The following is a 25,453-nucleotide window of genomic DNA, read 5'->3' as shown; positions in this document are numbered from 1 at the left end:
GGCTGAGTTCTTTCCGAACCGGCCGCCCGTCGCCGACCCCGTAGACATGTCCCCGCCCTCGGCCGGGACTCGAAGCTTGGATTCATCTCATGGCTCTCACCACCCTCGAGCGCCCCGGTTCCGCCCGGGTTGCCACCACCGCTCGTACTCGCGTTCAGCGTCCCGTCGTCGCCCCGGAGTTCCGGATTGCCGACAACCCGGCCGCGGCCGTGCTGCGCGCCGCCACCAGCGGCCCCGTCTCGCGTGACAACGCCGCCCGCTCAACGGGTTCCAGCATCGCGACGGTGAACCGCCAGGTCTCCTCGCTGCTGGCCGCCGGCCTGCTGCGCGAGCGCCCCGACCTGGCCACCTCGGGTGCGGTGGGCCGGCCCCGGGTGCCGTTCGAGATCGACAACGACTCCTACCTGACCCTCGGCATCCACATCGGCGCCGCCGCGACCAAGATCGTGGTCGCCGACCTGCGCGGCCGTATTCTCGGCGGCCTGGCCATCGCGACGCCGCAGACCGGCCAGGACTTCGCCACCACCACCGTGGCGCGCAGCGCGAAGGCCTTCCTGCAGCGGTGGCACCGGCGAAAACCACTCTGGGCCGGCGCCGCCATCGGTGGCCGCGTCGATCCGGCCACCGGCCTGGTCGACCACCCGAAACTCGGCTGGCAGGGCGCCGCGCTCGGCGCCATCCTCGGTGACGTGCTGGAGCTGCCCGTGTCGGTGGCGCCGCACGTGGAGGCGATGGCCGCCGCGGAACTGCTGCTCCCCACCCCGGAGCCGCGCACCGGTCAGGAACGCGGCAGCAGCCTCTACTTCTACGTCCGCGAAATGGCCGGTATCGCCGTGACTCTGGACGGTCGCGTGCACACCCCCAGCAGCGGGCCGGGCTCGATCGCGCACTTGCCGACCGGCTCCCAGGTGCAGTGCACCTGCGGCCGGCGCGGTTGCTTGGAGGTCACCGTGGGTGACCGCTCGCTGCACGCGCGGGCGGTCGGGCTCGGCATCATCCCGGCGCACAACGGCACCGCGGGCACCACGATCGCCGACCTGTACCGCACCGCCGAGGCCGGGTCCGCCCCGGCGCAGGAGCTGCTGCGGGAACGCGCCACGATCCTCGGCGACACCGTCGCCCTGGTTCGCGACATGTTCAACCCGGATCGCGTCATCCTGGGCGGCCAGGCCTTCACCGGCTACCGTCCCGGCGTCACCCATGTGGCGAGTGCCTTCCGGCAGAGCAGCAGCCTGCCGCCCACCGACATCCGGATCAGCGGGTTCGGTGGCAAGGTGCAGGAATTCGCCGCGGTCGCCACCTCGTTGAGCGCCATCTACGCCGACCCGATCGCCGCCGCCCGGCGCATCGGTCTCACCGACTGAGCGGTTCGCGCCCGGCGGCGGATCGCGCTGTGGAGCATCCGCTCCCGGCCGTCCGCCTGCCGGTCGGCACTCAGGCGTCGTGGGCGGCCCGGACCTCACGCAGTGCCGTGTCGAGAAACTCCAGGTAGACCTCGATATCCGGCACCGCCGCCGGATCGGCGTGCACCGAGATCGTGACGGTGCCGCCGAGGCCGTGCACGCCGTGCGTGAGATGCATGACCGAGCCGATGGCCGGAAACCCGCCGGTGAATCGGACCGGACCGCCGAAGAACAGGTCGGCGGGGCCGCGGTGCACGCTGGAGACGACGGTGTGACCGGCGATGGCGTCGGGGACGGTGTCGAGCTGGAAGCGGTCGATATCGCGGCGCAGGAAGATCGCGGGTGTGACGGCGGTGACCCGATCCTGGACCGACAACAGCGGATGCGCACCCCGGATTCGGCGATCGGCCAGCGCCGCGCCGATCTTTTCCGCGCGGCGGCGCAGGTCGGGTTCGTCGAGGTGCAGATCCACGCCGAGGCTCCGGTAGTTGTTGTGCGACAGTGTTTTTCCCGGCAGCGCCATCGGCACCTGGGCGCCCGATTGCTCCACAGGCATCCCCAGGGATTTCAGATAGTCGGGAAGCGCGACCGATACGGCGGTCAGTACTACCACGGTGACGGTTCGTCCCGGAATGCTCAGTTCGCCGCTGTTCCGCACCAGCATTCGGGCCTGATGCGTCGGATCCGCCGCCCCGTCTTGCCGATTCACCAGGCTCGGCGCATAGCTCGGCCCGGGTGCCGGTAGTCGGCCGGAATCGGTGAGCTCGGCCAAGGCCCGCTGTGCGCGAAAAGCTTGATAGCCACGCGCCATCGTCGCCGCGATCTGGACCGGAATTCGCAACGCCCCCATCATGATCCGGAGCGCGTCCGGCAATTCCGGCGCAGCGTGACGCACCGGCCCCGCGGGTTCCTCCGGACCGAACAGCGAGCGCGCGATGGCCGTGGCGCGTTTACCGTCCGCCAGCGCATGCGAGAGCTGTAGCACCACCACGGTGGCAGGCTCGGCACCACCGGGCACGGCCGCGACACCGCGGAAGACATGCAGCCGCCACGGCCGGTGCGTGGCGTCGACGCCGGTGCCGAGCAACTCCCCCAGCGCCGCTTGCAGATGAGCCCAATCCGCCTGCGGCAGTTCGTGTTCGATGATCTGCCCGGCGGAGAATCCGCACGGTTCCCAGGACGGGTAGTCCAGGTCGCGCGGTACCGTCCGGAGCCGGACCCGCAGATCCGGAATCGCCGCGCTGCGCCGTTCGACGTGCGCGCGCAGGTCGGCCGCCGGCACGCCGGTATCGGTGAAGCCGTACAGCAGAAAGAGATCGTTGCGGGTGCGCTCGGACAGCCAGTACATGGTGGCGTCCTGCGCGGCCATGCGCCGCCGGTGCTTCACCCGATCGACCATATCGGCACCTGTTCACCCAGCTCACCCGGCCGCCCGGAAACCGTGAACGATCTTGAAGAACAGCGGATTTCGCAAATCCATCGATTCCGGGCACGGCCGCTGCTACCGTCTGTAGTAGACCCATTCCACACACCCAGGGGCGGGGTGCAGGCCATGACCATTCCGGTAGCACGCAAAGCGAGTGCGCAAGCCGACGAGGCGGATCAGCGATACCAGGCGGCCGCGTTCCTGAAACGGTCGATCAACAAGGTGTTTCCGACGCACTGGTCGTTCCTGCTCGGCGAGATCGCGCTCTATACCTTCATCATCCTGCTGATCTCGGGCATCTACCTGTCCCTGTTCTTCGACCCCTCGATGACCGAGGTCGTCTACGACGGCGCCTACCAGCCGCTACGCGGCGTCACCATGTCACGCGCCTACGAGACCTCGCTGAACCTGTCCTTCGAGGTGCGCGGCGGGCTGTTCGTCCGGCAGGTCCATCACTGGTCGGCGCTGCTGTTCGCGGCGTCCATCATCGTGCACCTGTTCCGCGTCTTCTTCACCGGCGCGTTCCGCAAGCCGCGCGAGGCGAACTGGGTGATCGGCTCGCTGCTGCTGATCCTGGCGATGTTCGAGGGCTACTTCGGCTACTCGCTGCCCGACGATCTGCTCTCCGGCACCGGCCTGCGTGCCGCGTTCTCCTCGATCACGCTGGGCATGCCGGTGATCGGCACCTGGCTGCACTGGCTGATGTTCGGCGGCGACTATCCGGGCACCATCATCATTCCGCGCTTGTTCATCGCGCACGTGCTGCTCTTCCCGGGCATCATGCTGGCGCTGATCGCGGCCCACGTCGCCCTGGTCTGGTACCAGAAGCACACCCAGTATCCGGGGCCGGGCCGCAGCGAGAAGAACGTCATCGGCGCCCGCATCGTGCCGGTGTTCTCGCTGGACCAGGGCGCGTTCTTCGCCTTCACGCTGGGCACCGTGGCGATCATGGGCGGGCTGCTGCAGATCAATCCGGTCTGGAACATGGGGCCCTACAACCCGTCTCAGATCTCGGCGGGCACCCAGCCGGACTTCTACATGATGTGGACCGACGGCATGATGCGGCTCATCCCGCCGTGGGAGCTCTACATCTTCGGGCACACCGTGCCCGGGCCGTTCTGGGGCGCGATGATCATGGGCCTGGTCTTCACGCTGCTGATCGCCTATCCCTGGATCGAGAAACGCCTCACCAAGGACCTGGCGACCCACAATCTGGTGCAGCGCCCGCGCGATGTACCGGTACGCACCGCGATCGGCGCCATGGTCATCACCTTCTACATCGTCCTGACGCTGACCTGCGTGAACGACATCATCGCCTACAAGTTCGACATCTCACTGAACGCGACCACCTGGGCCGGGCGCATCGGCGTGCTGCTGCTGCCGCCGCTGGCCTACTTCCTCGCCTACCGGATCTGCCTCGGCCTGCAACGCAGTGACCGGGCGGTACTCGAGCACGGTATCGAGACCGGCGTGGTCCGGCGGCTGCCGCACGGCGAGTACATCGAACTCCATCAACCACTGGGCCCGGTCGACGAGCACGGCCACCCGCTCGCGCTGGAATACCAGGGCGCGCCGGTACCGAAGAAGATGAATCAGCTGGGCGCGGCGGGCAAGCCGGGTACCGGCGGCTTCTTCAGGCCGGACCCCTGGCAAGAGTCCGAACGCAACCTGGCGTTCGACCATGAAGAAGAACGCAAGCAGCTCGCGGTGCTTCGCCGGGTCCAGGACCAGACGGCAGACAACGGGCACCACGCCGGCGAACCGGAGCACAGCTGATTCACGCCTTACGAAAACCGCACACCAAGGCCCCGAGTCTGTGCCGACCCGGGGCCCCGTGCTGACTCTTCGGAGCGCTGCCTGGGTTTCAGGCCTGTCCGAATTCCCCAGCGGATACGCCGCTGAGGAACGCATCCCATTCGCCCGGGGTGAACGCCAACACCGGGCCACATTCGTTGTCTTTGGTGTCCCGAACTGCGACGTTGCCGCCACCCACGATCGCAACTTCGACGCAGTTCCCGTCGGGACCACTGTATGTACTCTTGTGCCAGACGGCACCCGTCAAATCGAGCTTCACGGCACTAGCTCCTTTGCTATGTCAAAACGAGGGATTCCTCTGGACGTTTCCCACTAACTAGCACCGGCACCCGGCGAGACCGCCGAATCCCCGTGCGCGCCCCGTTAGCAGCGCGCAACCTTCGCGGTGCGTCGTTTTCGCACTGTACTTCGAGGTGTTTTACACCCCCGGGGCTGTCCCCGCGCGGTAAACACTAGCAGGAATCCCACATATTTGCCGATCTCTTGCTCGGGTAATCACGATTTCTGCCAACGTTGCGAAGTCCGAATGTAGCCATACCGTTGCCAGTTCTCCACATTTTTTCCACAGGGCCTTCTCCCGCAAACTTTTGGTCCGTGTGATTACTTCGTGATTCGTCATTTATAGCGTTTCTAGATCACCCCGGGTACCGTGCGGCCGATGCATCGTGGATGATGGATTCATGGTCGAACGCCCCCGCGACGAGGCAGGTCGCGCCCGTAACCCCCGTCCCCGTGACCGTTTCGGTCGCCCCCTACCGCTCGGCAGCGAGGGCGTCCCGCGAATTCCGGATGATCTAGATCTGCCGCCCCAGCAAACTCTAATCCTGGCGCAGCAACTGCTGGATGAAGGCTTGGCATTCAACGCGCACGAGGTATTAGAGGCCGCATGGAAGAACGGACCGTTAGCCGAGAAGATGCTATGGCAGGGTCTGGCGCAATACGCAGTCGGAATCACGCACATCCAGCGGGGAAATCCCAAGGGTGCGCGCACCCTACTCGATCGGGCCGCGATGCGACTGCGCCGCTACGCGCCAGTAGATAGCGGAGAAACGGACACCAGCACGAATAGTGACAATTGCGAAGACAATCCTGGCGACTACCAAAATGCGAAAGTTCCGTATGGAATCGATCGGGAAGGGCTGATCGCGCACGCCCATGCCCTGCTCGCCGCACTCGACGCGGGGACGCCGATCGGCCCGGAGGAGTTGCGGCCGCGCCTGGCAAAATGATCTTCGTGCCCGCCGACTCCGACCTCGAGCCCCACCCGGGCGCCGGGCGGTACGCGCCCAGCCCCTCCGGCGATCTGCACCTGGGCAATCTGCGCACCGCGCTGCTGGCCTGGCTGTTCGCCCGCAGCACCGGGCGCCGGTTCCTGATGCGCATCGAAGACCTGGACCGGGTCCGCCCCGGCGCCGCCGAACGTCAGCTCGCCGACCTCGCCGCGCTGGGCCTGGACTGGGACGGCCCGGTGGTCCGGCAATCCGAGCGCCTGCCGCGCTACACCGCCGCCTTGGACCAGCTCACCGCCGCCGGGCGCACCTACGAATGCTTCTGCACCCGAAGGGAAATCCAGCAGGCCGCGACCGCGCCGCACGGGCCGATGGGCGCCTACCCCGGCACCTGCCGAAACCTCGGTGCCGCGGCCCGCGCCCGGCACCTGGCCGAGGGCAGGCCCGCCGCGCTGCGGCTGCGCGCCGAGGTCGCCGAGTTCGAGATCGTCGACGAGTTGCACGGCGCCTACCGCGGCGCGGTCGACGATCTGGTGCTGCGCCGCGGTGACGGCCTGCCCGCCTACAACCTGGCGGTGGTGGTCGACGACGCCGCCCAGGGCGTCGATCAGGTGGTGCGCGGCGACGACCTGCTGTCCTCCAGTCCGCGCCAGGCCTACCTCGCCACCCTGCTCGGCCTGCCGGTCCCGCACTACGCGCACGTCCCGCTCGCCCTGAACACCGCCGGGCAGCGCCTGGCCAAGCGCGACGGCGCCGTCACCCTGGCCGACCGTGTCGCGTTGGGTGACACGCCCGAGGAAGTACTAAACGTACTGACCGGTTCGCTCGGATATATTGCGGGTTCACCGGCCCAGCTCCTGGACGGGTTCGACCCCGCGCGGCTGCCGCGCGAGCCGTGGATCGTGAACGAGAACGGGTTGTTGCAACCCGACGCAGGTCCGTAACGTACGCAGGCGACCGAAGTTGGCTGATCGACCGATCACGACGAGGACAACCTATGACTAGCGGTGGGTACGACCCCAACCAGAATCCGCAGGGCGATCAGCCGTACGGGCAGCCCGATCCACGTGGCGGGCAGCAGTACCCGCAGGGCGATCCCTACGGTCAGCAGCCGCAGGACGCGCCGCCGCAGTACGGGCAGCAGCAGTATCAGCAGCCCCAGTACGGTCAGGACCCCTACGCGCAGGATCCGTACGCGCAGCCGCAGTACAACCAGGATCCCTACGGGCAGCAGCAGCAATACGCGCAGCAGCCCTACGGCCAGGATCCCTACGCGCAGCAGCCGCCGCAATACGGTCAGCCCTACGGCCAGGGCTATACCTACGCCGGCACCGGCACCCCCGCCGACCTCGGCGTCCGGATCGGCGCCCGGGTGATCGACACCCTGATCGTGCTGATCCCGGTGAACATCATCATGTCGGTGATCTACGGCTCCGGCAGCGGCTTCTTCGTCGGCGTGAGCGTGCTCGGTTCCATCGCGCTGACCCTGTACTTCGTGCTGATGGAGACCCAGCAGGGCACCACCCTGGGCAAGAAGCTGCTCGGGCTGCGGGTGCTCGGACCCGGCGGTGCGCCCAAGGTCACGGCCGAGCAGTCGCTCAAGCGCAACCTGTACGCCATCCTCTACGTGGTGCCCTGCATCGGCCAGATCGCCGCGATCGGCCTGGTCATCTACATGATGATCACGACGTCGCAGGACCCGAACAAGCAGGGCTGGCACGACAAGTTCGCCGGCGGCACCCAGGTCGTCAAGGGCTGACGGTCAGAGATTGGTGGCGATGCTCAGCGTCCAGTACAGGATGGTGAGCACGATGCCGCCGACGCCGATCCAGATGCCGGCCTGGGCCATGCCCCGGCCCTCCTGGTACGGGTTCTCCTTGAGCTGATTCAGCGCGAGCACGCCCAGCACGATGCCGACCAGCGAGCCGATACCGCAGCTGCAGAACCCGATGATCGAGGCCACCAGCGCGCCGATGGCCAGGCCGTTGGTCTGGCTGGGCTGCTGCTGGGCGTACCCGTAGGGCTGATACCCCGGCGGGGAGGGATACGCCGGACCGCTGCCCTGCGGAACCTGTTGCGGCCCGGACTGATACGGCTGGGCGGGGGCTTGCTGATGCGGCGGGTAGGACGGCGGCTGCACTGGGTACTGCGGCGCCGAGGGATACCCGGACGGTTCGGAAGTCGGGTACTGCGGAGCCGAAGGCTGCTGTGCCCCCGCATCAGGGGACACGCCTTCACCGCCGTACTGCTTCCACCATTCGTCGGAATCGCCTGGCTTCGTCATGGATACAGCGTATGTGAGACCTGGTTGGATAAACCTTGTGAGTGACTTACAGACAAACCAAACCCGCGACGGGTCTGGACACCCCGCGCCGGACCACGCGGCGTTCGCCCAGGTTGCGCGGGGGTACTACACACCCATAGTGGCGCTGTTCGCGGCCACGCTGATCATCTCCAATGTCTGCGCCGGCAAGGGCGTCGAGTTCTTCAGCGGCAGTTCGCTGTCGCTGGGGCCGATCCAGATCCTGCCCATCGTCACCGACGGCGCCTTCTTCCTCTTCCCCCTGGCCTACGTGCTCGGCGATGTGCTGAGCGAGGTGTACGGGTTCAAGGCCACCCGGCGCGCCATCTACTACGGTTTCGGCGCCCTGCTGCTGACGGTGGTGTGCTTCGCCATCGCCGTGCGCCTGCCCGCTGCGGGCTTCTACGAGAATCAGCAGGCGCTCGAGGCCATCATCGGACCCACCTGGCGCTTGGTGCTGGCCGGATTGGCCGGGTACTTCGTCGGCCAGCTGCTGAATTCCGCGACGCTGGTGCTGATCAAGGAGCGGACCAAGGAGAAACACCTGTGGGCCCGGCTGATCGGCTCCACGGTGGTCGGCGAGTTCGCCGACACCCTGATCTTCTGCTCGATCGCGGCCGGGGTCATCGGCATCGACACCTGGCAGCAGTTCCTGAACTACCTGATCGTCGGGTTCCTGTGGAAGACCCTGATCGAGATCGTGATCATGCCGGTCACCTACCGCGTCATCAAGACCTTGAAGAAGCGCGAACCCACCTACGCGCCAAAGGATTCCGACCCCCTGCACACCTGAGGCAGCCGCGCCCCCGCCGAGTCGGCGGGGGCGCGCCGCCGTGGGTTACAGTCTGCGGCTGTGTCCGCTCCGCAATCGCTCGCCGAAGTCCGTGCCCGCATCGATGCCCTCGACGGCGCGCTGATCGAAACGCTCGCCGAACGGCAGGCGCTGGTCCGGGCGGCCGCCGCCTTCAAGACCGATCAGCAGGCGGTGCGCGCGCCGGATCGGGTCGAGCGCGTGGTGGCGCTGGCCCGCGAGCGCGCGACCGGAGCCGGGCTCGCGCCCGAGGTCGCCGAAGCCGTGTGGCGGGCCATGATCGGGGCGTTCATCGACCTCGAACTGGCCGAGCACGCCGCGCTGACTACGACGGAACTTTGATCCGGCCCTTCCAGATGCCCAGGGTCTCGGCCTTGTACTCGTCGAAGTAGCCGCCCAGGATCGATTCCCGGATCCGGTCCACCAGGCGCACCGTGTAGCGCTCGTTGTGGATCGTGCACAGCGTCGCCGCCAGCATCTCCTTCGCCTTGAACAGGTGATGGATATAGGCGCGGGTGTAGTTGGCGCAGGTGTAGCAGTCGCAGGTGTCGTCGATCGGGGTGAAATCGCGGCGGAACCGGGCGGTGTTGATATTGAACCGGCCCTCGGCCACGTAGATCGCGGCATTGCGCGCGACCCGGGAGGGATTCACGCAGTCGAAGGTGTCCGCGCCGTGCTCCACCGCGGTGAAGATGTCCTCCGGCTCGCTGATGCCGAGCATGTGGCGCGGCTTGTGCTCGGGCAGCTCGTCGCAGCACCAGCCGACGATGGTGCCGAGATTGTGCTTCTCCAGCGCGCCGCCGATGCCGTACCCGTCGAACTCGGTGCCGCCGGTGCCGCGCAGTTCCTCGAGCCCGCGGCAGGCCGAACGGCGCAGGTCCTCGTACTGCGCGCCCTGGATCACGCCGAACAGCGCCTGGTACGGCCGGTGCGTCCGCTCGGCGGTCAGCTTCTCGTGCTCGTCCAGGCAGCGCTTGGCCCACAGCCGCGTGCGCTCCAGCGACTTCTCCTGGTAGCCACGGGTATTGAGCAGCGTGGTGAGCTCATCGAAGGCGAACATGACGTCCGCGCCCAGCTGATGCTGGATACCCATCGACACCTCGGGCGTGAAGCGATGCTTGGAACCGTCCAGGTGCGAGCGGAAGGTGACGCCGTCGTCGTCGACGGTGGCCAGGCGCTCCTTGCCCTTGGCGATCACGTCGTCGTTCTGCACGCCGACGGCCTCCATGGCCAGCACCTTCTTGAAGCCGACGCCCAGCGACATCACCTGGAAGCCGCCGCTGTCGGTGAAGGTCGGGCCGGGCCAGTTCATGAACTTCGCCAGCCCGCCGGCCTCGTCCACGATGTCCGGGCCGGGCTGCAGGTACAGGTGATAGGCGTTGGCCAGCAGGGCCTGGGACCCGAGCTCCTTCATGGTCTCGGGCAGCACCGCCTTGACCGACGCCTTGGTGCCCACCGGAATGAACGCCGGCGTCGCCACCTCGCCGTGCGGGGTGCTGATCACCCCCGCCCGGCCGTGCCGCCCGCCGTCGAGCCGGGCATCGATGCGGAAGGAGAACTGTTCGGGTGCAGACACGGCGTCCATCCTCCCAGGTCCCGGGAGTCGCCTAGACGTCGGCGGAGGCCGCCGCCGCGAACTGGGCGTTGTAGAGGCGGTAGTACGCGCCGCGCTCCTGGAGCAGGCGTTCGTGGTTGCCGTGCTCGACGATGCGGCCCGCCTCCATGACGACGATCAGGTCGGCGTCGCGGATGGTGGACAAGCGGTGCGCGATGACGAAGCTGGTGCGGTCGCGGCGCAGCGCCGCGGTCGCGTGCTGCACCAGCAGTTCGGTGCGGGTGTCGACCGAGCTGGTCGCCTCGTCCAGGATCAGGATGGACGGCTTGGCCAGGAACGCGCGGGCGATGGTGATCAGCTGCTTCTCCCCCGCGCTGACCCCCGAGCCCTCCTCGTCGATGACGGTGTCGTAGCCGTCGGGCAGCGCGTGCACGAACCGGTCGACGTAGGCCGCGCGGGCCGCGTCCAGGATTTCCGATTCGGTCGCGTTCGGGTTGCCGTAGGCGATGTTCTCCCGGATGGTGCCCTTGAACAGCCAGGTGTCCTGCAGCACCATGCCGATGCGCGAGCGCAGGTTGTCGCGGGTCATCTCGGTGATGTCGACGTTGTCGATGGTGATGGTGCCCGCGTCGAGTTCGTAGAACCGCATCAGCAGATTCACCAGCGTGGTCTTGCCCGCGCCGGTCGGGCCGACGATGGCGACCACATGCCCCGGCTCCGCGACCAGCGAAAGCCGTTCGATCACCGGCTTTTCCGGGTCGTAGCGGAAGGAGATGCCCTCGAATTCGACGCGGCCCCGATCCAGCGGGCGGGTGCTCTCCATGACCGGATCCGCGGACTGCTCCTCGGCGTCGAGGATCTCGAAGATCCGCTCCGCCGAGGCCACCCCGGACTGCAACAGGTTGGCCATCGCGCCGATCTGGGTGAGTGGCTGGCTGAACTGCCGGGAGTACTGGATGAACGCTTGCACCTCGCCGAGCGAGAGGTTGCCGGTGGCCACCCGCAGGCCGCCGACCAGGGCGACCAGCACGAAGTTCACGTTGCCGAGGAACATGATGGACGGCATGATCAGGCCGGAGATGAACTGCGCCTTGAAGCTCGACTCGTAGAGCTCCTGGTTGCGCTTGTCGAACTCCCGGCCCACCTCGCGGCTGCGGCCGAACGCGGTGACCACCTCGTGGCCGGTGTAGGCCTCTTCGACCTGGGCGTTCACCATGCCGGTGTACTTCCACTGGTTCACGAAGTGCGGCTTGGACCGTTTCGCGATCTGCGCCGTGATGACGATCGCGGCGGGCACGGTGAGCAGCGCGATCACCGCCAGCAGCGGCGAGATCCAGAACATCATGACCAGGATGCCGATCACGGTGAACAGCGAGGTGAGCAGCTGGCTCATGGTCTGCTGCAGGCTGGTCGAGACATTGTCGACGTCGTTGGTGACGCGGCTGAGCAGGTCACCGCGCGGCGAGGTGTCGAAGTAGCGCAGCGGCAGCCGGTGGATCTTGTCCTCGATATCGCTGCGCAGCCGCTTGACCGTGCGGTTGATGACGATATTGAGCAGGAAGGCCTGCAACCAGCCGAAGACCGAGGCGCCGATGTAGAGCGCCAGTACCACCATCAGCACCCGGCCGACCGCGCCGAAGTCGACGCCGACGCCCGGCGTCACGTCCATGGCGCCGAGCATGTCGGCGAAGGTGTTGTCGCCGTTGGCCCGGAGCTGGTCGATCACTTGCTCTTTGCTGGCGCCGGCAGGCAGCTGCTTGCCGACCGCGCCGTCGAACACCAGGTTCGTCGCCTTGCCGAGCAGGTACGGGCCCAGGGTGTTGAGCACCACCGAGACGACGACGAGCCCGATGATCAGCCCGACGTAGAACCGCTCCGGCGTGAGCCGGCGCAGCAGTCGTTTCAGCGAGGGGCCGAAGGACTTCGGCTTCGCGTCCGGCGCACCGGGATTGACGCCGGGTCTCATCGCACTTCCTCCGCCGACAGCTGGGATTCGACGATCTCCTGGTACTCCGGACAGTCGCGCAGCAACTGCTCGTGCGTGCCGATGCCGGCCATCGCCCCGTCCTCCAGCACTACGATCTGGTCGGCGTCGCGGATGGTGGAGATCCGCTGCGCCACAATGATTACCGAGGATTGCCTGGTCACCGGCTGCAACGCGGCTCGAAGTCGCGCGTCGGTGGCGACGTCCAGCGCCGAGAACGAGTCGTCGAAGAGATAGACGCGCGGCTGCCGGACCAGCGCCCGCGCGATCGCCAGGCGCTGGCGCTGCCCACCGGAGACGGTGGTGCCGCCCTGCGCGACCGGCGATTCCAGGCCCTGCGGCATCTCCCGGACGAAATCGTCGGCCTGCGCGATTTCCAGTGCGCGCCAGAGCTCTTCGTCGGTGGCGTCGGGTTTGCCGTAGCGCAGATTGCTCGCGACCGTGCCGGAGAACAGGTACGCCTTCTGCGGGACCAGGCCGATCTGCTCGCGCAGCACCTCGAGATCGAGGTTCCGGACATCGGTGCCGCCGAGGTAGACCGCGCCGTCGGTGACGTCGATGAGCCGCGGGATCAGATTGAGCAGCGTGGTCTTGCCCGCGCCGGTCGACCCGACGATCGCGGTGGTGGTGCCCGGTTTCACCTCGAACTTGATCGCCTTCAGCACCGGCTTCTCGGCGCCGGGATAGGCGAATTCGGCGTAGGCCACATCGATCTGGGCGGGATCGGCGGCGAAGGGCTGCGGGAACTTCGGCGGCACCACCGAGGTCTCGGTCTCCAGCACGGCGGAGATCCGATCGGCCGAGACCGCGGCGCGCGGCGCCATCATCGCCAGGAACGAGGCCATCATCACGGCCATCAGGATCTGCATGATGTAGGACAGCAGCGCGGTGAGCGAGCCGATCTGCAGCGTTCCGTCGTTGATCAGGTGCCCGCCGAACCAGATCACCGCGACCGCGGTCAGGTTGGAGATCAGCATGACCAGCGGGAACATCAGCGCCATCAACCGCCCGACGCGCAGCGAGGTCTCGGTGAGCTCGGAGTTGGCGAGCCCGAACCGCCAGGTCTCCTGCCGCTCCCGGACGAACGCCCGGACCACCCGGATACCGGTGATCTGCTCGCGCAGCACCCGGTTGACCTCGTCGATCCGGAACTGCATCTGCCGGAAGCCGGGCACCATGCGGGCCACGATGAGCCCCATCGACAGGCCGAGCAGGGGCACCGCGATCAGCAGCAGCCAGGACAGCCCGAGATCTTCGCGCAGCGCCATGAAGATGCCGCCGAAGCACATGATCGGCGCCATCACCAGGATGGTCGCCGACATCACGATCAGCAGCTGCACCTGCTGGATGTCGTTGGTATTGCGGGTGATCAGCGACGGCGCGCCGAACACGCCGACCTCGCGCGCGGAGAAGGTGCCGACCCGGTGCAGCAGCGCGCCACGCATATCGCGGCCCGCCGCCATCGCGGCCTGCGCGCCCAGATACACCGAGCAGGCCGACGCGACGATCTGCACGCCGGTCACCGCGAGCATCCACAGGCCGGTGCTCCAGATATATCCGATATCGCCCTTGGTGACGCCGTGGTCGATCAGATCGGCGTTCAAGCTGGGCAAATACAGCATCGCGATGACCGAGATCAGCTGAAGCACGACAACCCCGGCCAGCTGGGCTCGGTACGGCGCGAGATAGGTGCGGAGCAGACGGATCAACATGATGTTAGGCAGGCTACCGGCTGGTGGTGACGCCCGTCGCGAGGTTTACCTACCGGCATAAATCCGCTGTGGTCAGCTGGGTTGGGTATGCGGTTCCCGCCGAGCCCACGCACCCGGATCGGCGACCAGCTCGGTCAGGAAGCCCGGCAGCCGGTCGTCGGCGATGTCTTCGATCGAGACGTTCTCCAGGACCGCGCGCAGGTTCACCCGGACCGCGATCCACACCTGCTGCAGCGGCTCGGCCACGCCCTCGTACCGCACGTCCTCGGGCCGTTCGCCGCGCACCGAGGCCAGCGGGCCCTCGACGGCGCGGATCACGTCGGCGACGGTGATCGCGGCGGCGGGCCGCGCGAGCCAGTAGCCGCCGTCGGGGCCGCGCCGGCTGATCACCAGCTCGGCCCGGCGCAATTCGCCGAGCACGGTCTCGAGCACCTTGGGCGGTATCGCCTGTGCGTTCGCGATGGCGTCGGCCTTCAAGGGGACGGCAGACGACGAAGTCGGCGGGGTGGGTGGATACAGCGCCGTGGGCTGGGGGGCGCGGGCGATTTCGAGCAGGGTTCGCACCGCGTAGTCGACCTTCGCGGTGATGTGCACTGACTGCTCCCTGAACGATTCGGCGGTGACTCCGCTAGGAAATCTACTGGGCTACCGGGTGCCGCAGGCGGTCAGTACACAGGTGGCGGCGTCGAGCAGGGTGGTTTCGATCAGCGCCTCGTTCGCCTCGGGGGCGACCTCGCTGGAGAGCAACGCCACCTCGAGCACGTGCAGCGCGGCGCTGGCCCGCAGTTTCTGCTCCGGGCTCGGATCCGGGCCGGCCAGCCAATCCCCCAGCTGGCGGCCGAATTCGAACAGATCCGGGTAGCGGTCGGCCATCGCGTTCAGGATGGCGACGGTGTCGCGCACGCACAGCGCGCCGGCGTCGCGGTTGCGCAGCATGCCGCGGATGTAGCGCTGCAGGATGGTGCGCACGCCCTCCGGCCCGAAGGGCACGGTCTTGATGTCCTCGGTCACCGCGCGCATGTGCTCGATGATCGGATTGATGATCGCGACAAGCAGATCCAGCTTGGAGGGGTAGTGATAGTAGAGCGAAGCCTTTGTGATTCCTACCGCATCGGCGACCTCGCGCAGGCTCGTTTGCTCGAATCCTTTGGCGTCGAACAGCTTCACCGCAGCGTCCCGAATCGCCGTTTTTGTCCCGCTACCAGCGGAAACGGATTCTGACCTCGCTGTCGAATTCATCGGATGTCCTGTCCTACTTACTAAGCCGTGCCAACTGTGCCCAGATAAATTGAGGTTGAACCTCCGCTTAGGCGCAAGTTAGAGTCTACCTACCGCACGGTAGGCAAAAAACGTCAATTGGAGGCGGGCAGTCCCCGGTCTGGATTCGCATCCACGACGCAGCTGGACACCCGCGCGAACGCAACTGTCTGACCGGCACGACCCGGCCAACCCAGTTATCGCTAGGAGTACCCTCTCGTGTCCGTATTTCTGTACAGATGGGGAAAGTTCGCTTTCCGCCGCAAGTGGATCGTACTTCCGGTCTGGTTGGTCCTGCTCATCGTCGTGGGTGGCGTGGCAGGCGCGATCAGCAAGCCGATGAACGACGACTTCTCGATGCCGAACCTGCCCTCCGAGCGGGCCTCCGACATCCTGGACAAGCACTTCCCCGGTATGTCGGCGCAGTTCAGCATGGACGCCGTGCTCGGCACCTACGTGATCAAGGCGCCGGAGGGCCAGAAGCTCACCGATCCGGCCAACAAGACCGCCATCGACGACCTGATCGGCAAGCTGCGTGAGCTGCCGATCGTCGATACCGCGAAGGCGGAGAAGTCGCTGGTCAACCCGGTCACCGTGGCCGAGAAGATGCCGATCGACGCGGAGAAGTCGATCGACTGCGTGACCGTCGATCGCACCAGCGCCGACGCCAAGTCCTATTGCGCCGGTGCGCCGTTGAACGTGCTGGGCGATCAGCCCGCCACCGTCGCGACGCTCGATGTCCCGTTCAAGATCGCGAACATCTCCGATGTCACCCCGGAGGATCGCAAGCTGGCCTACAACGTGGCCGACGCCGCGCGCAACGCCGGTCTCACCGTGGAGATGAGCGGCTCGCTGCCGCTGGAGCAGGAACAGCCCAGCGGTTCCTCGGAGGCGATCGGCTTCGCCGTCGCCTTCATCGTCATGATCATCGCCTTCGGTGCGCTGATCGCCGCGTTCGTGCCGCTGATCACCGCGATCATCGGCCTGGGCCTGGCGACCTCGACCATCCTGCTCGGCACCTCGTTCCTGACGATCCCGACCTTCACGCCGATCCTGGCGACCATGATCGGCATCGCGCTGTCCATCGACTACGCGCTGTTCATCGTCTCGCGCTACAAACACGAACTGGTCGTACAGGATTCGCCCGAGGAAGCCGCGGGCATCGCCCTGGGCACCGCGGGTTCGGCCGTCGTATTCGCCGGCCTGACCGTCATCATCGCGCTGACCGGGCTGAGCATCGTCGGCGTGCAGTTCCTGACCTTCATGGGTCTGGGCGGCGCGATCGCCGCGACCTTCGCGGTGCTCACCGCGATCACCTTCCTGCCCGCCCTGATGGGTGCGTTCGGCCGGTTCCTGTTCAAGCCGAAGGTGCCCTTCGTCGCCAAGCACGACCCCGAGGACGACAGCTCGGTCACCAACGGCACCCGCTTCGCCCGCTTCATCGGCAAGATGCCCCTGCTGACCTTCATCCTGAGCATCCTGGTGCTCGGCGCGCTGGCCGCACCCGCGGCCGGGATGAACCTCGGCCTGCCCGGCGAGGGCAGCATGTCCAAGGAAACGACCGTCCGCAAGGCCTACGACATCCGCACCGAGGGCTTCGGTGAGGGCAGCAACGGCGTGCTGAACATCGCGGTCGACCTGACCGAGGTGCCCGAGGACAAGCGGGACGCCGCGCTGACCGCGCTGCGCCAGAAGATCGCGTCCTACCCGGACATGGATTACCTGACCGCGACCATGCCGAGTCCGGACGGCGCGGGTGCGATGTTCAACGGCGTGCCCAAGTCGGGCCCGAACGAGCAGGTCACCAAGGACCTGGTCAAGCACGCACGAGACGCCGAGGGCGACTTCAAGTCCGAGTACGGCATGGAATACGGCGTCACCGGCGCGACGGCGATCTTCGCCGATGTCGACAACGTGCTGCTCGGCAAGATCGTGCCGTACCTGGCCATCGTGGCCGGCGCCGCGTTCCTGCTGCTGATCCTGGTGTTCCGCTCGATCCTGGTGCCGCTGACGGCGGCGCTCGGCTTCCTGCTGTCGATGGCGGCGACCTTCGGCGCGACCGTGCTCATCTTCCAGGAGGGCGCGTTCGGGCTGATCAAGGATCCGCAGCCGATCATCAGCTTCCTGCCGATCATGCTGATCGGCCTGGTCTTCGGCTTGGCCATGGATTACCAGGTGTTCCTGGTGACCCGTATGCGCGAGGAATTCGTGCACGGCAAGTCGGCCAAGGAAGCCATGATCAGCGGCTACCACCACGGTGCCCGCGTGGTCACCGCCGCCGCGGTCATCATGGTCTCGGTGTTCGGCGGCTTCATGCTGATGCCCGACGCGACGGCGAAGTCGATGGGCTTCGCGCTGGCCGCGGGCGTGCTGTTCGACGCGTTCATCGTCCGCATGGTGCTGATCCCGTCGCTGCTGGTGCTGATGGGCAAGTGGTCCTGGTGGATCCCGAAGTGGCTGGACCGGATCCTGCCGGACATCGACGTCGAGGGCACCAAGCTGCAAGGCCTGCAGCAGAAGTCGGTGGAACTGACGAAGGAGCCGGTCGGCGTAAGCTGATCCCGGCCTGACAGCGCTCGGCCCCGCACCTGCTTCAGGGGCGGGGCCGAGTGCGTTTCCCCTTCATAACAGGTGCTCTACAGGTGTCCTCAGTTCTTGATCTTGAGCGCCGTCCGCAGCAGACTCAGCAGCAAAGTTCTGTTCTTCAGCTCGGTTTTTCACCGGTGCTCTCGAACCGGTGTGGCGTGTCCCGGCTCGATCCGATCACCGCGAGGAGAATCCGTGTCCGTATGGCTGTATCGGTGGGGAAAGTTCGCTTTCCGCCGTAAATGGGTGGTGCTGCCCGTCTGGCTTCTGCTCTTCCTGATCCTCGGCGTGCTCGGCAACGGGCTCAAGGAGCCGATGAGCAACGACTTCAGCATGCCGAACCTGCCCTCGGAGCGGGCGACGGACATCCTCGACAAGCACTTCCCCGGGATGTCGGAAGGGTTCAAGTTCGACGCCGTCACCGGCACCTATGTGATCGGCGCGCCCGCCGGGCAGAAGCTCACCGACCCGGCCAACCAGGCCGCGATCGCGGATTTGATCGGCAAGGTCGGGCAGCTCGGGATCGTCGACCACAGCAAGCCCATCGTCGACCCGATCGCGGCGACCGAGAAGCTGGGCTGCCTGGTCCCGGACGCCGATCCGAGCAAGTGCAGCGGCGCCCCGCTCAACGTGCTGAACAAGACCGCGCCCGACACGGTCGCCTTCTTCAGCGTGCCGTTCACCATCACCGACTTCACCAAGGTCACCGCGGACGATCGCAAGGCGGCCTACGACGCGGCCGACTCGGCTCGCGCGGCCGGGCTGACGGTCGAGATGAGCGGCTCCATCGCGATGGAGCAGGAGATGCCGAGCGGCAAATCCGAGATGATCGGCATGGGTGTGGCGTTCATCGTCATGATGATCACCTTCGGCGCGATCGTGGCGGCCTTCGTCCCGATCGTCACCGCGATCGTCGGGCTCGGCGCGGCCACCTCGCTGATCTTCCTCGGCACCTCGGTGCTGTCGGTGCCCAGCTTCACCACCTTCCTGGCCACGATGATCGGCATCGCGCTCTCCATCGATTACGCGCTGTTCATCGTCTCGCGCTACAAACACGAACTGGCGGTACAGAATTCGCCGGAGGAGGCGGCCGGCGTCGCGCTCGGCACGGCCGGCTCCGCGGTGGTGTTCGCCGGTCTGACCGTGATCATCGCCCTGGTCGGCCTGAGCATCGTCGGGGTCCGGTTCCTGACCTTCATGGGCCTGGGCGGCGCGGTCGCGGCGGCGTTCGCGGTGCTCACCGCCATCACGCTGATGCCCGCGCTGCTCGGCGCGCTCGGGCGCTTCCTGTTCAAGCCGAAGCTGCCGTTCATCGCCAAGGACGATCCCGAGGACGACAACGTCGTCAGCGTCGGCACCCGCGTCGCCCGCGTGATCGCCAAGGCGCCCTGGGTGACGCTCGTGCTCAGCATCGTGATCCTGGGCCTGCTGGCCGCGCCCGCCGCCGGCCTGAACCTGGGCCTGCCCGGCGAGGACAGCATGCCCAAGACCTCCACCGTCCGTAAGGCCTACGACCTGCGCACCGAGGGCTTCGGCCCGGGCAGCAACGGCGTCCTGCAGGTGGCCGTCGACCTGAGCAATGTGCCCGAGGATCGCCGCGTGCCGGCGCTGACCGCGCTGCACGACAAGCTCGCGTCCTACTCGGACATGGACTACGTGACCGAGCCGACGATGAGCCAGGACGGCAGCGGCGCGCTGATCGAGGGCGTGCCGAAGGACGGCCCGAATGCCAAGGGCACCAAGGATCTGGTGTCGGAGGCGCGCGATGCCGAGGCGCAGCTGAAATCCGAGTACGGGATGGAATACGGCATCACCGGCACCACGGCGATCTACGCCGATATCGACCACGTGCTGCTCAGCAAGATCGTGCCCTACCTGGCGATCGTGGCCGGTGCGGCGTTCCTGCTGCTGATCGCGGTGTTCCGTTCGGTCCTGGTGCCGTTGACCGCGGCGCTGGGCTTCCTGCTCTCGATGGCGGCGACCTTCGGCGCGACCGTGCTGATCTTCCAGGACGGCAAGTTCGGTCTGATCAAGGATCCGCACGCGATCGTCAGCTTCCTGCCGATCATGCTGATCGGCCTGGTCTTCGGCCTGGCCATGGATTACCAGGTGTTCCTGATGACCCGCATGCGCGAGGAATTCGTGCACGGCAAGTCACCGACCCAGGCCGTGATCAACGGCTACCACCACGGCGCCCGCGTGGTCACCGCGGCCGCGATCATCATGATCTCGGTGTTCGGTTCGTTCCTGCTGGAGACCGACGCCACGGCCAAGTCGATGGGCTTCGCGCTGGCGATCGGCGTGCTGCTGGACGCGTTCCTGGTTCGCATGGTGCTGATTCCGTCGCTGCTGGTGCTGCTGGGCAAGTGGGCCTGGTGGATGCCGAAGTGGCTGGACAAGATCGTGCTGAACATCGATATCGAGGGCACGAAACTGCGTGAGTTGCAGGATCATTCGGCGCGGCAGGCGGCGCCGGGCCAGCCGATACCCTGACCCGGGCAAACACCGAGCCCCGCATGCCATCGGCATGCGGGGCTCGGTGCTATCCCCGGGTTACTGGCTCGGTTGTGGCAGGTGGCACTGGCCGACCGTCGGCTTCATGCCCAGGTAGTTCAGCGGTCCGGTGACGGCAGTCAGAGCGATGGTGCCGAATCCGGAGCAGGTGATCGGGCCGTTCGTGAAATAACCACGCTGACCAGCGGCGAAGAGACCGATAACCAGCCAGGCCATGAGCAGGACACTCACTATTCGAGCGGGTAGACCGCGCTCACGCTCCGGTCGCCCATAGGCAGCACGATCTCGCATGGCTATCGCCTCCCTTGCTTGTCTCGAGCCTACCCGGGCGGCCGTGACCAGCAGGTGTTTATCGGCAAATAGCAAACGCCCGGCTACCGAAGTCGGTAGCCGGGCGTCATCCCGTAGAGATGGTCTACGGGCTGGGTTGGGGCACGTTGCAATCGTCGACCTTGGGGTTCACGCCCAGGTAGTTGAGCGGCCCCGCGACCACGGTCACCACGATCGTGCCGAATCCGGCGCAGTTGACCGGCCCGCTGTCGAAGTAGTCTCGCTGAGCCGCGGCGACCACGCCGATCAGCAGCCAGATCAGAACGATGATGCTTCCGATTCTCATGTAACTCTCGCGCTTCTTCTAGAGCGGACCGCCGAGCGACGCTTCTGCGCGACGCTCCTTCCCGCTTCCATCCGGTGGGCGATATACCCACCGGAACGCGATTTATCCGAAACTTCGTACCGAAAATGATCGAGCTCCTTGACCTCGACATTACTTCAGGTTGTTGACTGGCTCCCATGGACGTCGCGCGGCTCGGTCACCCGGAAAATCAGTGGCCCACAGCCCGCCGCTTTGACACCCTGAGATGTCGGACCCCAGTGGGAACATCACGGGCGTCGCGTTCTTGACACCGCAAACCACCAACCCGAGGGGGAGCTTTGTCACTCGCACTGGAGATACCTGCCGCCGAATCGGAAGGCGACAGACTCCCGCGGCCGGGCACCACCAAGCCACATGGCCGCCTCTACTCCTTGCGCCGGTTCGGGCCGTACGTGCGGCCGCACCGATCGGCGCTGCTCGCGGCTACCGGTTTGGCGCTGCTGAGCGCCCTCACCGCGATCGTCATCCCGGTGGTGATCGCCCGGATCATCGACGGGCCCCTGGCCCGGCGCGATTTCGCCGGTGTGCTCGCACCGGTGGGCCTGGTGCTGGTGCTCGGGCTGCTGGAGGCGCTCGGCGTCTGGGGGCGGCGCTGGCTGGTCTCCAAGCCGGCCACCCAGGTCGAGATCACCATGCGCGCCAAGATCTTCCGTAAGTTGCAGGCGCTGGCGATCGGCCGGCACGACGCCTGGGAGTCCGGGCAGCTGCTCTCGCGCGCGGTCGACGATATGGCCACGATGCGCAAGTTCATCGCCTTCGTCGGGCCGTTCCTGCTGATCCACATGGTGCTCATTCCGGTCGGCATGGTGGTGCTGGTCGTGCTCAACTGGCAGATCGGGCTGCTGTTCGTGCTCATCGCCATCCCGCTGACCTGGTTCTGCATGCGCTTCGAGCGCAAGTACGCGGTGGCCTCGCGCCGCTCCCAGGACCAATCCGGTGACCTGGCCACCACCGCCGAGGAATCGGCGCAGGGCGTGCGGGTGCTCAAGGCCTTCGGCCGCGGCGCGTTCTTCGGCGGCCGCTTCACCGCGCAGTCGCGTGAACTGCAGCAGACCGAGCTGCTGAAGGTGCGCCTGGACGCGAACCTGTGGTCGGCCATGGTGGCGGTGCCGCAGCTGGTGATCGCGTTCGCGCTGGGTTACGGCGCCTTCGCGGTGGCGCACGGCTGGATGACGCTCGGCACGCTGGTCGCCTGCATCACGCTGGCCAACTTCCTGCAGTGGCCGATCATCTGGACCGGGTTCCTGCTCGCCGAGTGGAACGACGCCCGCACCGCGGCGGATCGCTACTGGGAGATCATCGATACGCCGATCGACATCACCGATCCGCCGGATCCGGTGCCGCTGCCCGAGCGGGTCCAGGGCGAATTGCGGTTGGCCGGTGTGCGGTTCGGCTTCACCGGCGACGCCGATCCGGTGCTGGAAGACATCTCGCTCACCGTGCGCCCCGGGGAGACGGTCGCGCTGGTCGGCGCGACCGGCAGCGGAAAGACCGCGCTGCTCAACCTGATTCCGCGGCTCTACGACGTGACCGGCGGCGTGATCAGCATCGACGGCATCGATATCGCCGCGCTGCGGGTGGCCGACCTGCGCTCGCTGGTGTCGGTGGCCTTCGAGGAGCCGGTGCTGTTCTCCGCGAGCGTGCGCGAGAACGTGGCCCTGGGCGACCCGGATGCCACCGACGCGGACGTGCGGCGCGCCCTCGACGTCGCGCAGGCCACCGAGTTCGTGGACAACCTGCCCTGGGGCCTGGACACCCGGATCGGCGAGCAGGGCATGAGCCTGTCCGGCGGCCAGCGCCAGCGCCTTGCCCTGGCCCGGGCGGTGCTGAACGGCAAGAACGGCCGGGTCATGGTGCTCGATGATCCGCTCTCGGCGCTCGATGTGGAGACCGAGGAGCGGGTGCAGGAGCGGCTGCGCACGGTGCTGGCCGGCGCCACCACACTGCTTGTCGCACACCGGCCTTCGACGGCGGCCCTGGCCGACCGGGTCGCGGTGCTCGCCGACGGGCGGATCGCCGCCGAGGGCACGCACGACCAGTTGCTGCGCACCAGTGCGCTGTATCGCGAATTGATGGGAGGTGAATAGGCCATGAGCACGGAAACGATCGACACGAAAGACACCGCGGCGGAGTCGTCACGGCGCGACGAGGTCGCGGACTGGCGCGGTATCGCCAGTGAGGACAAAGAGGTCACCGCGACCGGCAACCTGGTGCTGGCCGAACGTTCCCGGCGGCTGCTGCTCGAGCTGGTCCGGCCCTACCGCGGGCAGGCGATCCTGGCCCTGGTCCTGATCGTGGTGGACAACGCCGCCAAGGTCGCGGGCCCGCTGTTCATCGCCTACGGCCTGGACACCGCGATCACGCAGGGCGGCAAGGGCAACTGGGCGCCGCTGATCTGGACCGTGGCCGGATATCTCGGCACGGTCGCGCTCAGCATGGGCACCACCTTCGTCTTCCTGCGGGTGTCCGGAAGGCTCAGTCAGAACGTGCTTTTCGACCTGCGGGTGCGCTCGTTCACGCACGTGCAGCGGCTCAGCGTGGCCTTCCACGAGAAGTACACCTCCGGCAAGGTGGTGGCCCGGCTCACCGGTGACATCGAAACCCTGCAGGAGCTGCTGGAGAGCGCGCTGAACCAGGCGCTGAGCGCGATCCTGTCCGTGGTGACCATCGCGGCGATCCTGATCTACCTGGATCGCACGCTCGCCACCATCGTGCTGGTCGGCTTCGTGCCGCTGCTGCTGGTCACCCGCTGGGCCCAGCGGCGCCAGCGGGCCGGCTACCGCAAGACCCGCGGCGCCATCGCGAAAGTCGTGGTGCAGTTCGTGGAATCGATGGGCGGCATGCGCGCGGTCCAGGCGTTCCGGCGCGAGCAGCGCAACGAATCGGTGCTGGCCGTGGAGGACGCGACCTACCGGCAGGCGACCATCTCGGCCATGCGCGGCATGGGCGATTACGCCGGGCTCACCCGGCTGCTGGGCAATCTGACCACGGTCGTGGTGATCGTGGTCGGCGCCTGGCAGGTGATCGAGGGCAATCTCGCGGTCGGCGTGCTCGCGGCCTACCTGCTGTACCTCACCGAGTTCTACGGTCCGCTCGACGAACTCGCCCAGGTCTTCAACTCCTATCAGTCGGCCGCGGCGGCGCTGGAGAAGATCTCCGGCGTGCTGGAGGAGGAGCCGTCCGTGCCGGAGCCGAAAACGCCGGTGCCGCTGGACAAAGCGGCCGGCGCGGTCCGGATGGACAAGGTGTGGTTCGGCTACGCGGCCGGGTCGAAGCCGGTCGAGCTGCCCGACGAGCCGGCGGCGACCGGCGTGCGGCCGGCGAAGTCCGGCGGATCCGAGCGGGCGGCCACCGCGGTACTGCCGGAGTTCGACCTGGAGCTGCCCGCGGGCCAGGTCGTGGCCCTGGTCGGCGCGACCGGTGCCGGAAAGTCGACGCTGGCCAAGCTGCTGACCCGGTTCTACGACCCGTCCGGCGGGACCGTCACCCTCGACGGTGTGGACCTGCGCGACATCGCGGACACCGATCTGCGCCGCAACGTCGTCATGGTGACGCAGGAGGCGTACCTGTTCTCCGGGTCCGTGGCCGACAACATCCGGCTCGGCCGCCCCGGCGCCACCGACGCCGAGGTGTACGCGGCGGCCCGGGCGGTCGGGCTGTACGACTTCGTCGCGGCGCTCCCCCAGGGCTTCGGCACCGATGTGAAGAAGCGCGGCGGGCGGTTGTCGGCGGGCCAGCGGCAGCTGGTCGCGTTCGCGCGGGTGTTCCTGGCCGATCCGGCGGTGATCGTGCTGGACGAGGCCACCTCCAGCCTGGACATCCCCAGCGAGCGGCTGGTCCAGCGGGCGCTGGAGACGGTGCTGCACGGCCGGACCGCGGTGATCATCGCGCACCGGCTGTCCACCGTGGCGATCGCCGACCGGGTGCTGGTGCTCGAACACGGCCGGATCGTCGAGGACGGCGCGCCCGCCGAGTTGATCGGCGGCAACGGCCGGTTCGCCGGCCTGCACGCGGCCTGGCGCGAGTCGCTCGTGTGAGGGAAAGCGCCAGGTGTGCCGCGCCCGGCCCCGGGGTTGGCCGGGCGCGGCACGGCTGGTCCGCCCGGCTCGGTGCGGGCCGGTGTGATGCGGTCCAGCTCTGCTCCTCGTCGCTCGTCGCTTACGGTAGGTAGGTGACCAACCCAGCCCCTGGCTCCGGCAACGCC

General features: G+C 67.3%; 21 protein-coding genes. 11 read left to right on the top strand and 10 right to left on the bottom strand.

Translation table 11 applies throughout. The features are described from left to right. Positions 1–89 precede the first annotated feature (89 nt). A complete protein-coding gene (locus AB0H76_RS25615) occupies positions 90–1,364 on the top strand; it encodes an ROK family protein (protein ID WP_357328796.1) in 1,275 nt (424 codons plus the stop codon). A gap of 70 nt (positions 1,365–1,434) precedes the next feature. Here the strand turns inward: AB0H76_RS25615 and AB0H76_RS25610 are convergent, their stop codons facing one another. After that, positions 1,435–2,802, bottom strand: a complete 1,368-nt coding sequence (locus tag AB0H76_RS25610; protein WP_357328793.1) for a wax ester/triacylglycerol synthase domain-containing protein — start codon at positions 2,800–2,802, stop codon at positions 1,435–1,437. A 153-nt stretch (positions 2,803–2,955) separates the two neighbouring features. Here AB0H76_RS25610 and AB0H76_RS25605 point away from each other — a divergent pair, with 153 nt between their 5' ends. Next, positions 2,956–4,605 carry a cytochrome bc complex cytochrome b subunit gene (locus AB0H76_RS25605; protein WP_357328790.1) on the top strand — a complete coding sequence of 550 codons (1,650 nt, stop codon included), beginning with the start codon at positions 2,956–2,958 and terminating at the stop codon, positions 4,603–4,605. Positions 4,606–4,693: 88 nt separating this feature from the next. On the opposite strand, the gene AB0H76_RS25600 is transcribed toward AB0H76_RS25605, so the two are convergent. After that, positions 4,694–4,903 (bottom strand): DUF397 domain-containing protein, encoded by a 210-nt coding sequence (locus AB0H76_RS25600; RefSeq protein ID WP_357328787.1) that lies wholly within the window; start codon positions 4,901–4,903, stop codon positions 4,694–4,696. A 421-nt stretch (positions 4,904–5,324) separates the two neighbouring features. Here AB0H76_RS25600 and AB0H76_RS25595 point away from each other — a divergent pair, with 421 nt between their 5' ends. From AB0H76_RS25595 to AB0H76_RS25585, 3 genes are read left to right on the top strand one after another with little or no spacing between them, the layout of a single operon-like run. After that, the gene (locus tag AB0H76_RS25595; RefSeq protein ID WP_357328784.1) at positions 5,325–5,873 is read left to right on the top strand and encodes a DUF309 domain-containing protein; all 549 of its coding nucleotides are present in this window, start codon (positions 5,325–5,327) and stop codon (positions 5,871–5,873) included. Beyond that, positions 5,870–6,817 carry a tRNA glutamyl-Q(34) synthetase GluQRS gene (gene gluQRS, locus AB0H76_RS25590; protein WP_357328781.1) on the top strand — a complete coding sequence of 316 codons (948 nt, stop codon included), beginning with the start codon at positions 5,870–5,872 and terminating at the stop codon, positions 6,815–6,817. The genes AB0H76_RS25595 and gluQRS overlap by 4 nt, the downstream gene beginning before the upstream one ends. Positions 6,818–6,870: 53 nt before the next feature. After that, positions 6,871–7,632 (top strand): RDD family protein, encoded by a 762-nt coding sequence (locus AB0H76_RS25585; protein WP_357328778.1) that lies wholly within the window; start codon positions 6,871–6,873, stop codon positions 7,630–7,632. Between the two features lie 3 nt (positions 7,633–7,635). Here the strand turns inward: AB0H76_RS25585 and AB0H76_RS25580 are convergent, their stop codons facing one another. Continuing rightward, a complete protein-coding gene (locus tag AB0H76_RS25580) occupies positions 7,636–8,157 on the bottom strand; it encodes a DUF4190 domain-containing protein (RefSeq protein ID WP_357328776.1) in 522 nt (173 codons plus the stop codon). A gap of 37 nt (positions 8,158–8,194) precedes the next feature. On the opposite strand from AB0H76_RS25580, the gene AB0H76_RS25575 reads away from it, so the two are divergent. Together AB0H76_RS25575 and AB0H76_RS25570 are read left to right on the top strand one after the other, a co-directional pair. Beyond that, positions 8,195–8,968: a queuosine precursor transporter gene (locus AB0H76_RS25575; protein ID WP_357328773.1), complete on the top strand. Its 774-nt coding sequence runs from the start codon at positions 8,195–8,197 to the stop codon at positions 8,966–8,968. 60 nt (positions 8,969–9,028) lie between these two features. Next, positions 9,029–9,328, top strand: a complete 300-nt coding sequence (locus tag AB0H76_RS25570) for a chorismate mutase (RefSeq protein WP_357328770.1) — start codon at positions 9,029–9,031, stop codon at positions 9,326–9,328. On the opposite strand, the gene tgt is transcribed toward AB0H76_RS25570, so the two are convergent. The 5 genes from tgt to AB0H76_RS25545 all read right to left on the bottom strand — a co-directional run bounded on the left by tgt (position 9,312) and on the right by AB0H76_RS25545 (position 15,476). Further along, the gene (gene tgt, locus AB0H76_RS25565; protein WP_357328767.1) at positions 9,312–10,571 is read right to left on the bottom strand and encodes a tRNA guanosine(34) transglycosylase Tgt; all 1,260 of its coding nucleotides are present in this window, start codon (positions 10,569–10,571) and stop codon (positions 9,312–9,314) included. The two genes, AB0H76_RS25570 and tgt, sit on opposite strands and share 17 nt — an antisense overlap. Before the next feature lie 22 nt (positions 10,572–10,593). Next, the gene (locus tag AB0H76_RS25560) at positions 10,594–12,507 is read right to left on the bottom strand and encodes an ABC transporter ATP-binding protein (protein ID WP_357328765.1); all 1,914 of its coding nucleotides are present in this window, start codon (positions 12,505–12,507) and stop codon (positions 10,594–10,596) included. After that, entirely contained in the window at positions 12,504–14,237 is a 1,734-nt protein-coding gene (locus AB0H76_RS25555) for an ABC transporter ATP-binding protein (RefSeq protein ID WP_357328762.1), read from the bottom strand. The genes AB0H76_RS25560 and AB0H76_RS25555 overlap by 4 nt, the downstream gene beginning before the upstream one ends. Positions 14,238–14,309: 72 nt before the next feature. Further along, positions 14,310–14,831 (bottom strand): Rrf2 family transcriptional regulator, encoded by a 522-nt coding sequence (locus AB0H76_RS25550; RefSeq protein ID WP_357328759.1) that lies wholly within the window; start codon positions 14,829–14,831, stop codon positions 14,310–14,312. A gap of 51 nt (positions 14,832–14,882) precedes the next feature. Then, a complete protein-coding gene (locus AB0H76_RS25545; RefSeq protein ID WP_357328756.1) occupies positions 14,883–15,476 on the bottom strand; it encodes a TetR/AcrR family transcriptional regulator in 594 nt (197 codons plus the stop codon). A gap of 237 nt (positions 15,477–15,713) precedes the next feature. On the opposite strand from AB0H76_RS25545, the gene AB0H76_RS25540 reads away from it, so the two are divergent. Further along, positions 15,714–18,053 carry an MMPL family transporter gene (locus tag AB0H76_RS25540; protein ID WP_357328754.1) on the top strand — a complete coding sequence of 780 codons (2,340 nt, stop codon included), beginning with the start codon at positions 15,714–15,716 and terminating at the stop codon, positions 18,051–18,053. Between the two features lie 222 nt (positions 18,054–18,275). Then, positions 18,276–20,573, top strand: a complete 2,298-nt coding sequence (locus AB0H76_RS25535; protein WP_357328751.1) for an MMPL family transporter — start codon at positions 18,276–18,278, stop codon at positions 20,571–20,573. 60 nt (positions 20,574–20,633) lie between these two features. On the opposite strand, the gene AB0H76_RS25530 is transcribed toward AB0H76_RS25535, so the two are convergent. After that, entirely contained in the window at positions 20,634–20,810 is a 177-nt protein-coding gene (locus AB0H76_RS25530; RefSeq protein WP_357328748.1) for a hypothetical protein, read from the bottom strand. 199 nt (positions 20,811–21,009) lie between these two features. Then, positions 21,010–21,210 carry a hypothetical protein gene (locus tag AB0H76_RS25525; protein ID WP_357328745.1) on the bottom strand — a complete coding sequence of 67 codons (201 nt, stop codon included), beginning with the start codon at positions 21,208–21,210 and terminating at the stop codon, positions 21,010–21,012. A 317-nt stretch (positions 21,211–21,527) separates the two neighbouring features. On the opposite strand from AB0H76_RS25525, the gene AB0H76_RS25520 reads away from it, so the two are divergent. Together AB0H76_RS25520 and AB0H76_RS25515 are read left to right on the top strand one after the other, a co-directional pair. Continuing rightward, entirely contained in the window at positions 21,528–23,336 is a 1,809-nt protein-coding gene (locus tag AB0H76_RS25520; RefSeq protein ID WP_357328742.1) for an ABC transporter ATP-binding protein, read from the top strand. Between the two features lie 3 nt (positions 23,337–23,339). Next, the gene (locus AB0H76_RS25515) at positions 23,340–25,286 is read left to right on the top strand and encodes an ABC transporter ATP-binding protein (protein WP_357328739.1); all 1,947 of its coding nucleotides are present in this window, start codon (positions 23,340–23,342) and stop codon (positions 25,284–25,286) included. The last annotated feature ends 167 nt before the right edge of the window (positions 25,287–25,453 follow it).

Source organism: Nocardia sp. NPDC050712 (assembly GCF_040654295.1).
GTDB lineage: Bacteria > Actinomycetota > Actinomycetes > Mycobacteriales > Mycobacteriaceae > Nocardia.
This window is presented reverse-complemented; position numbering and strand designations above follow the sequence as displayed.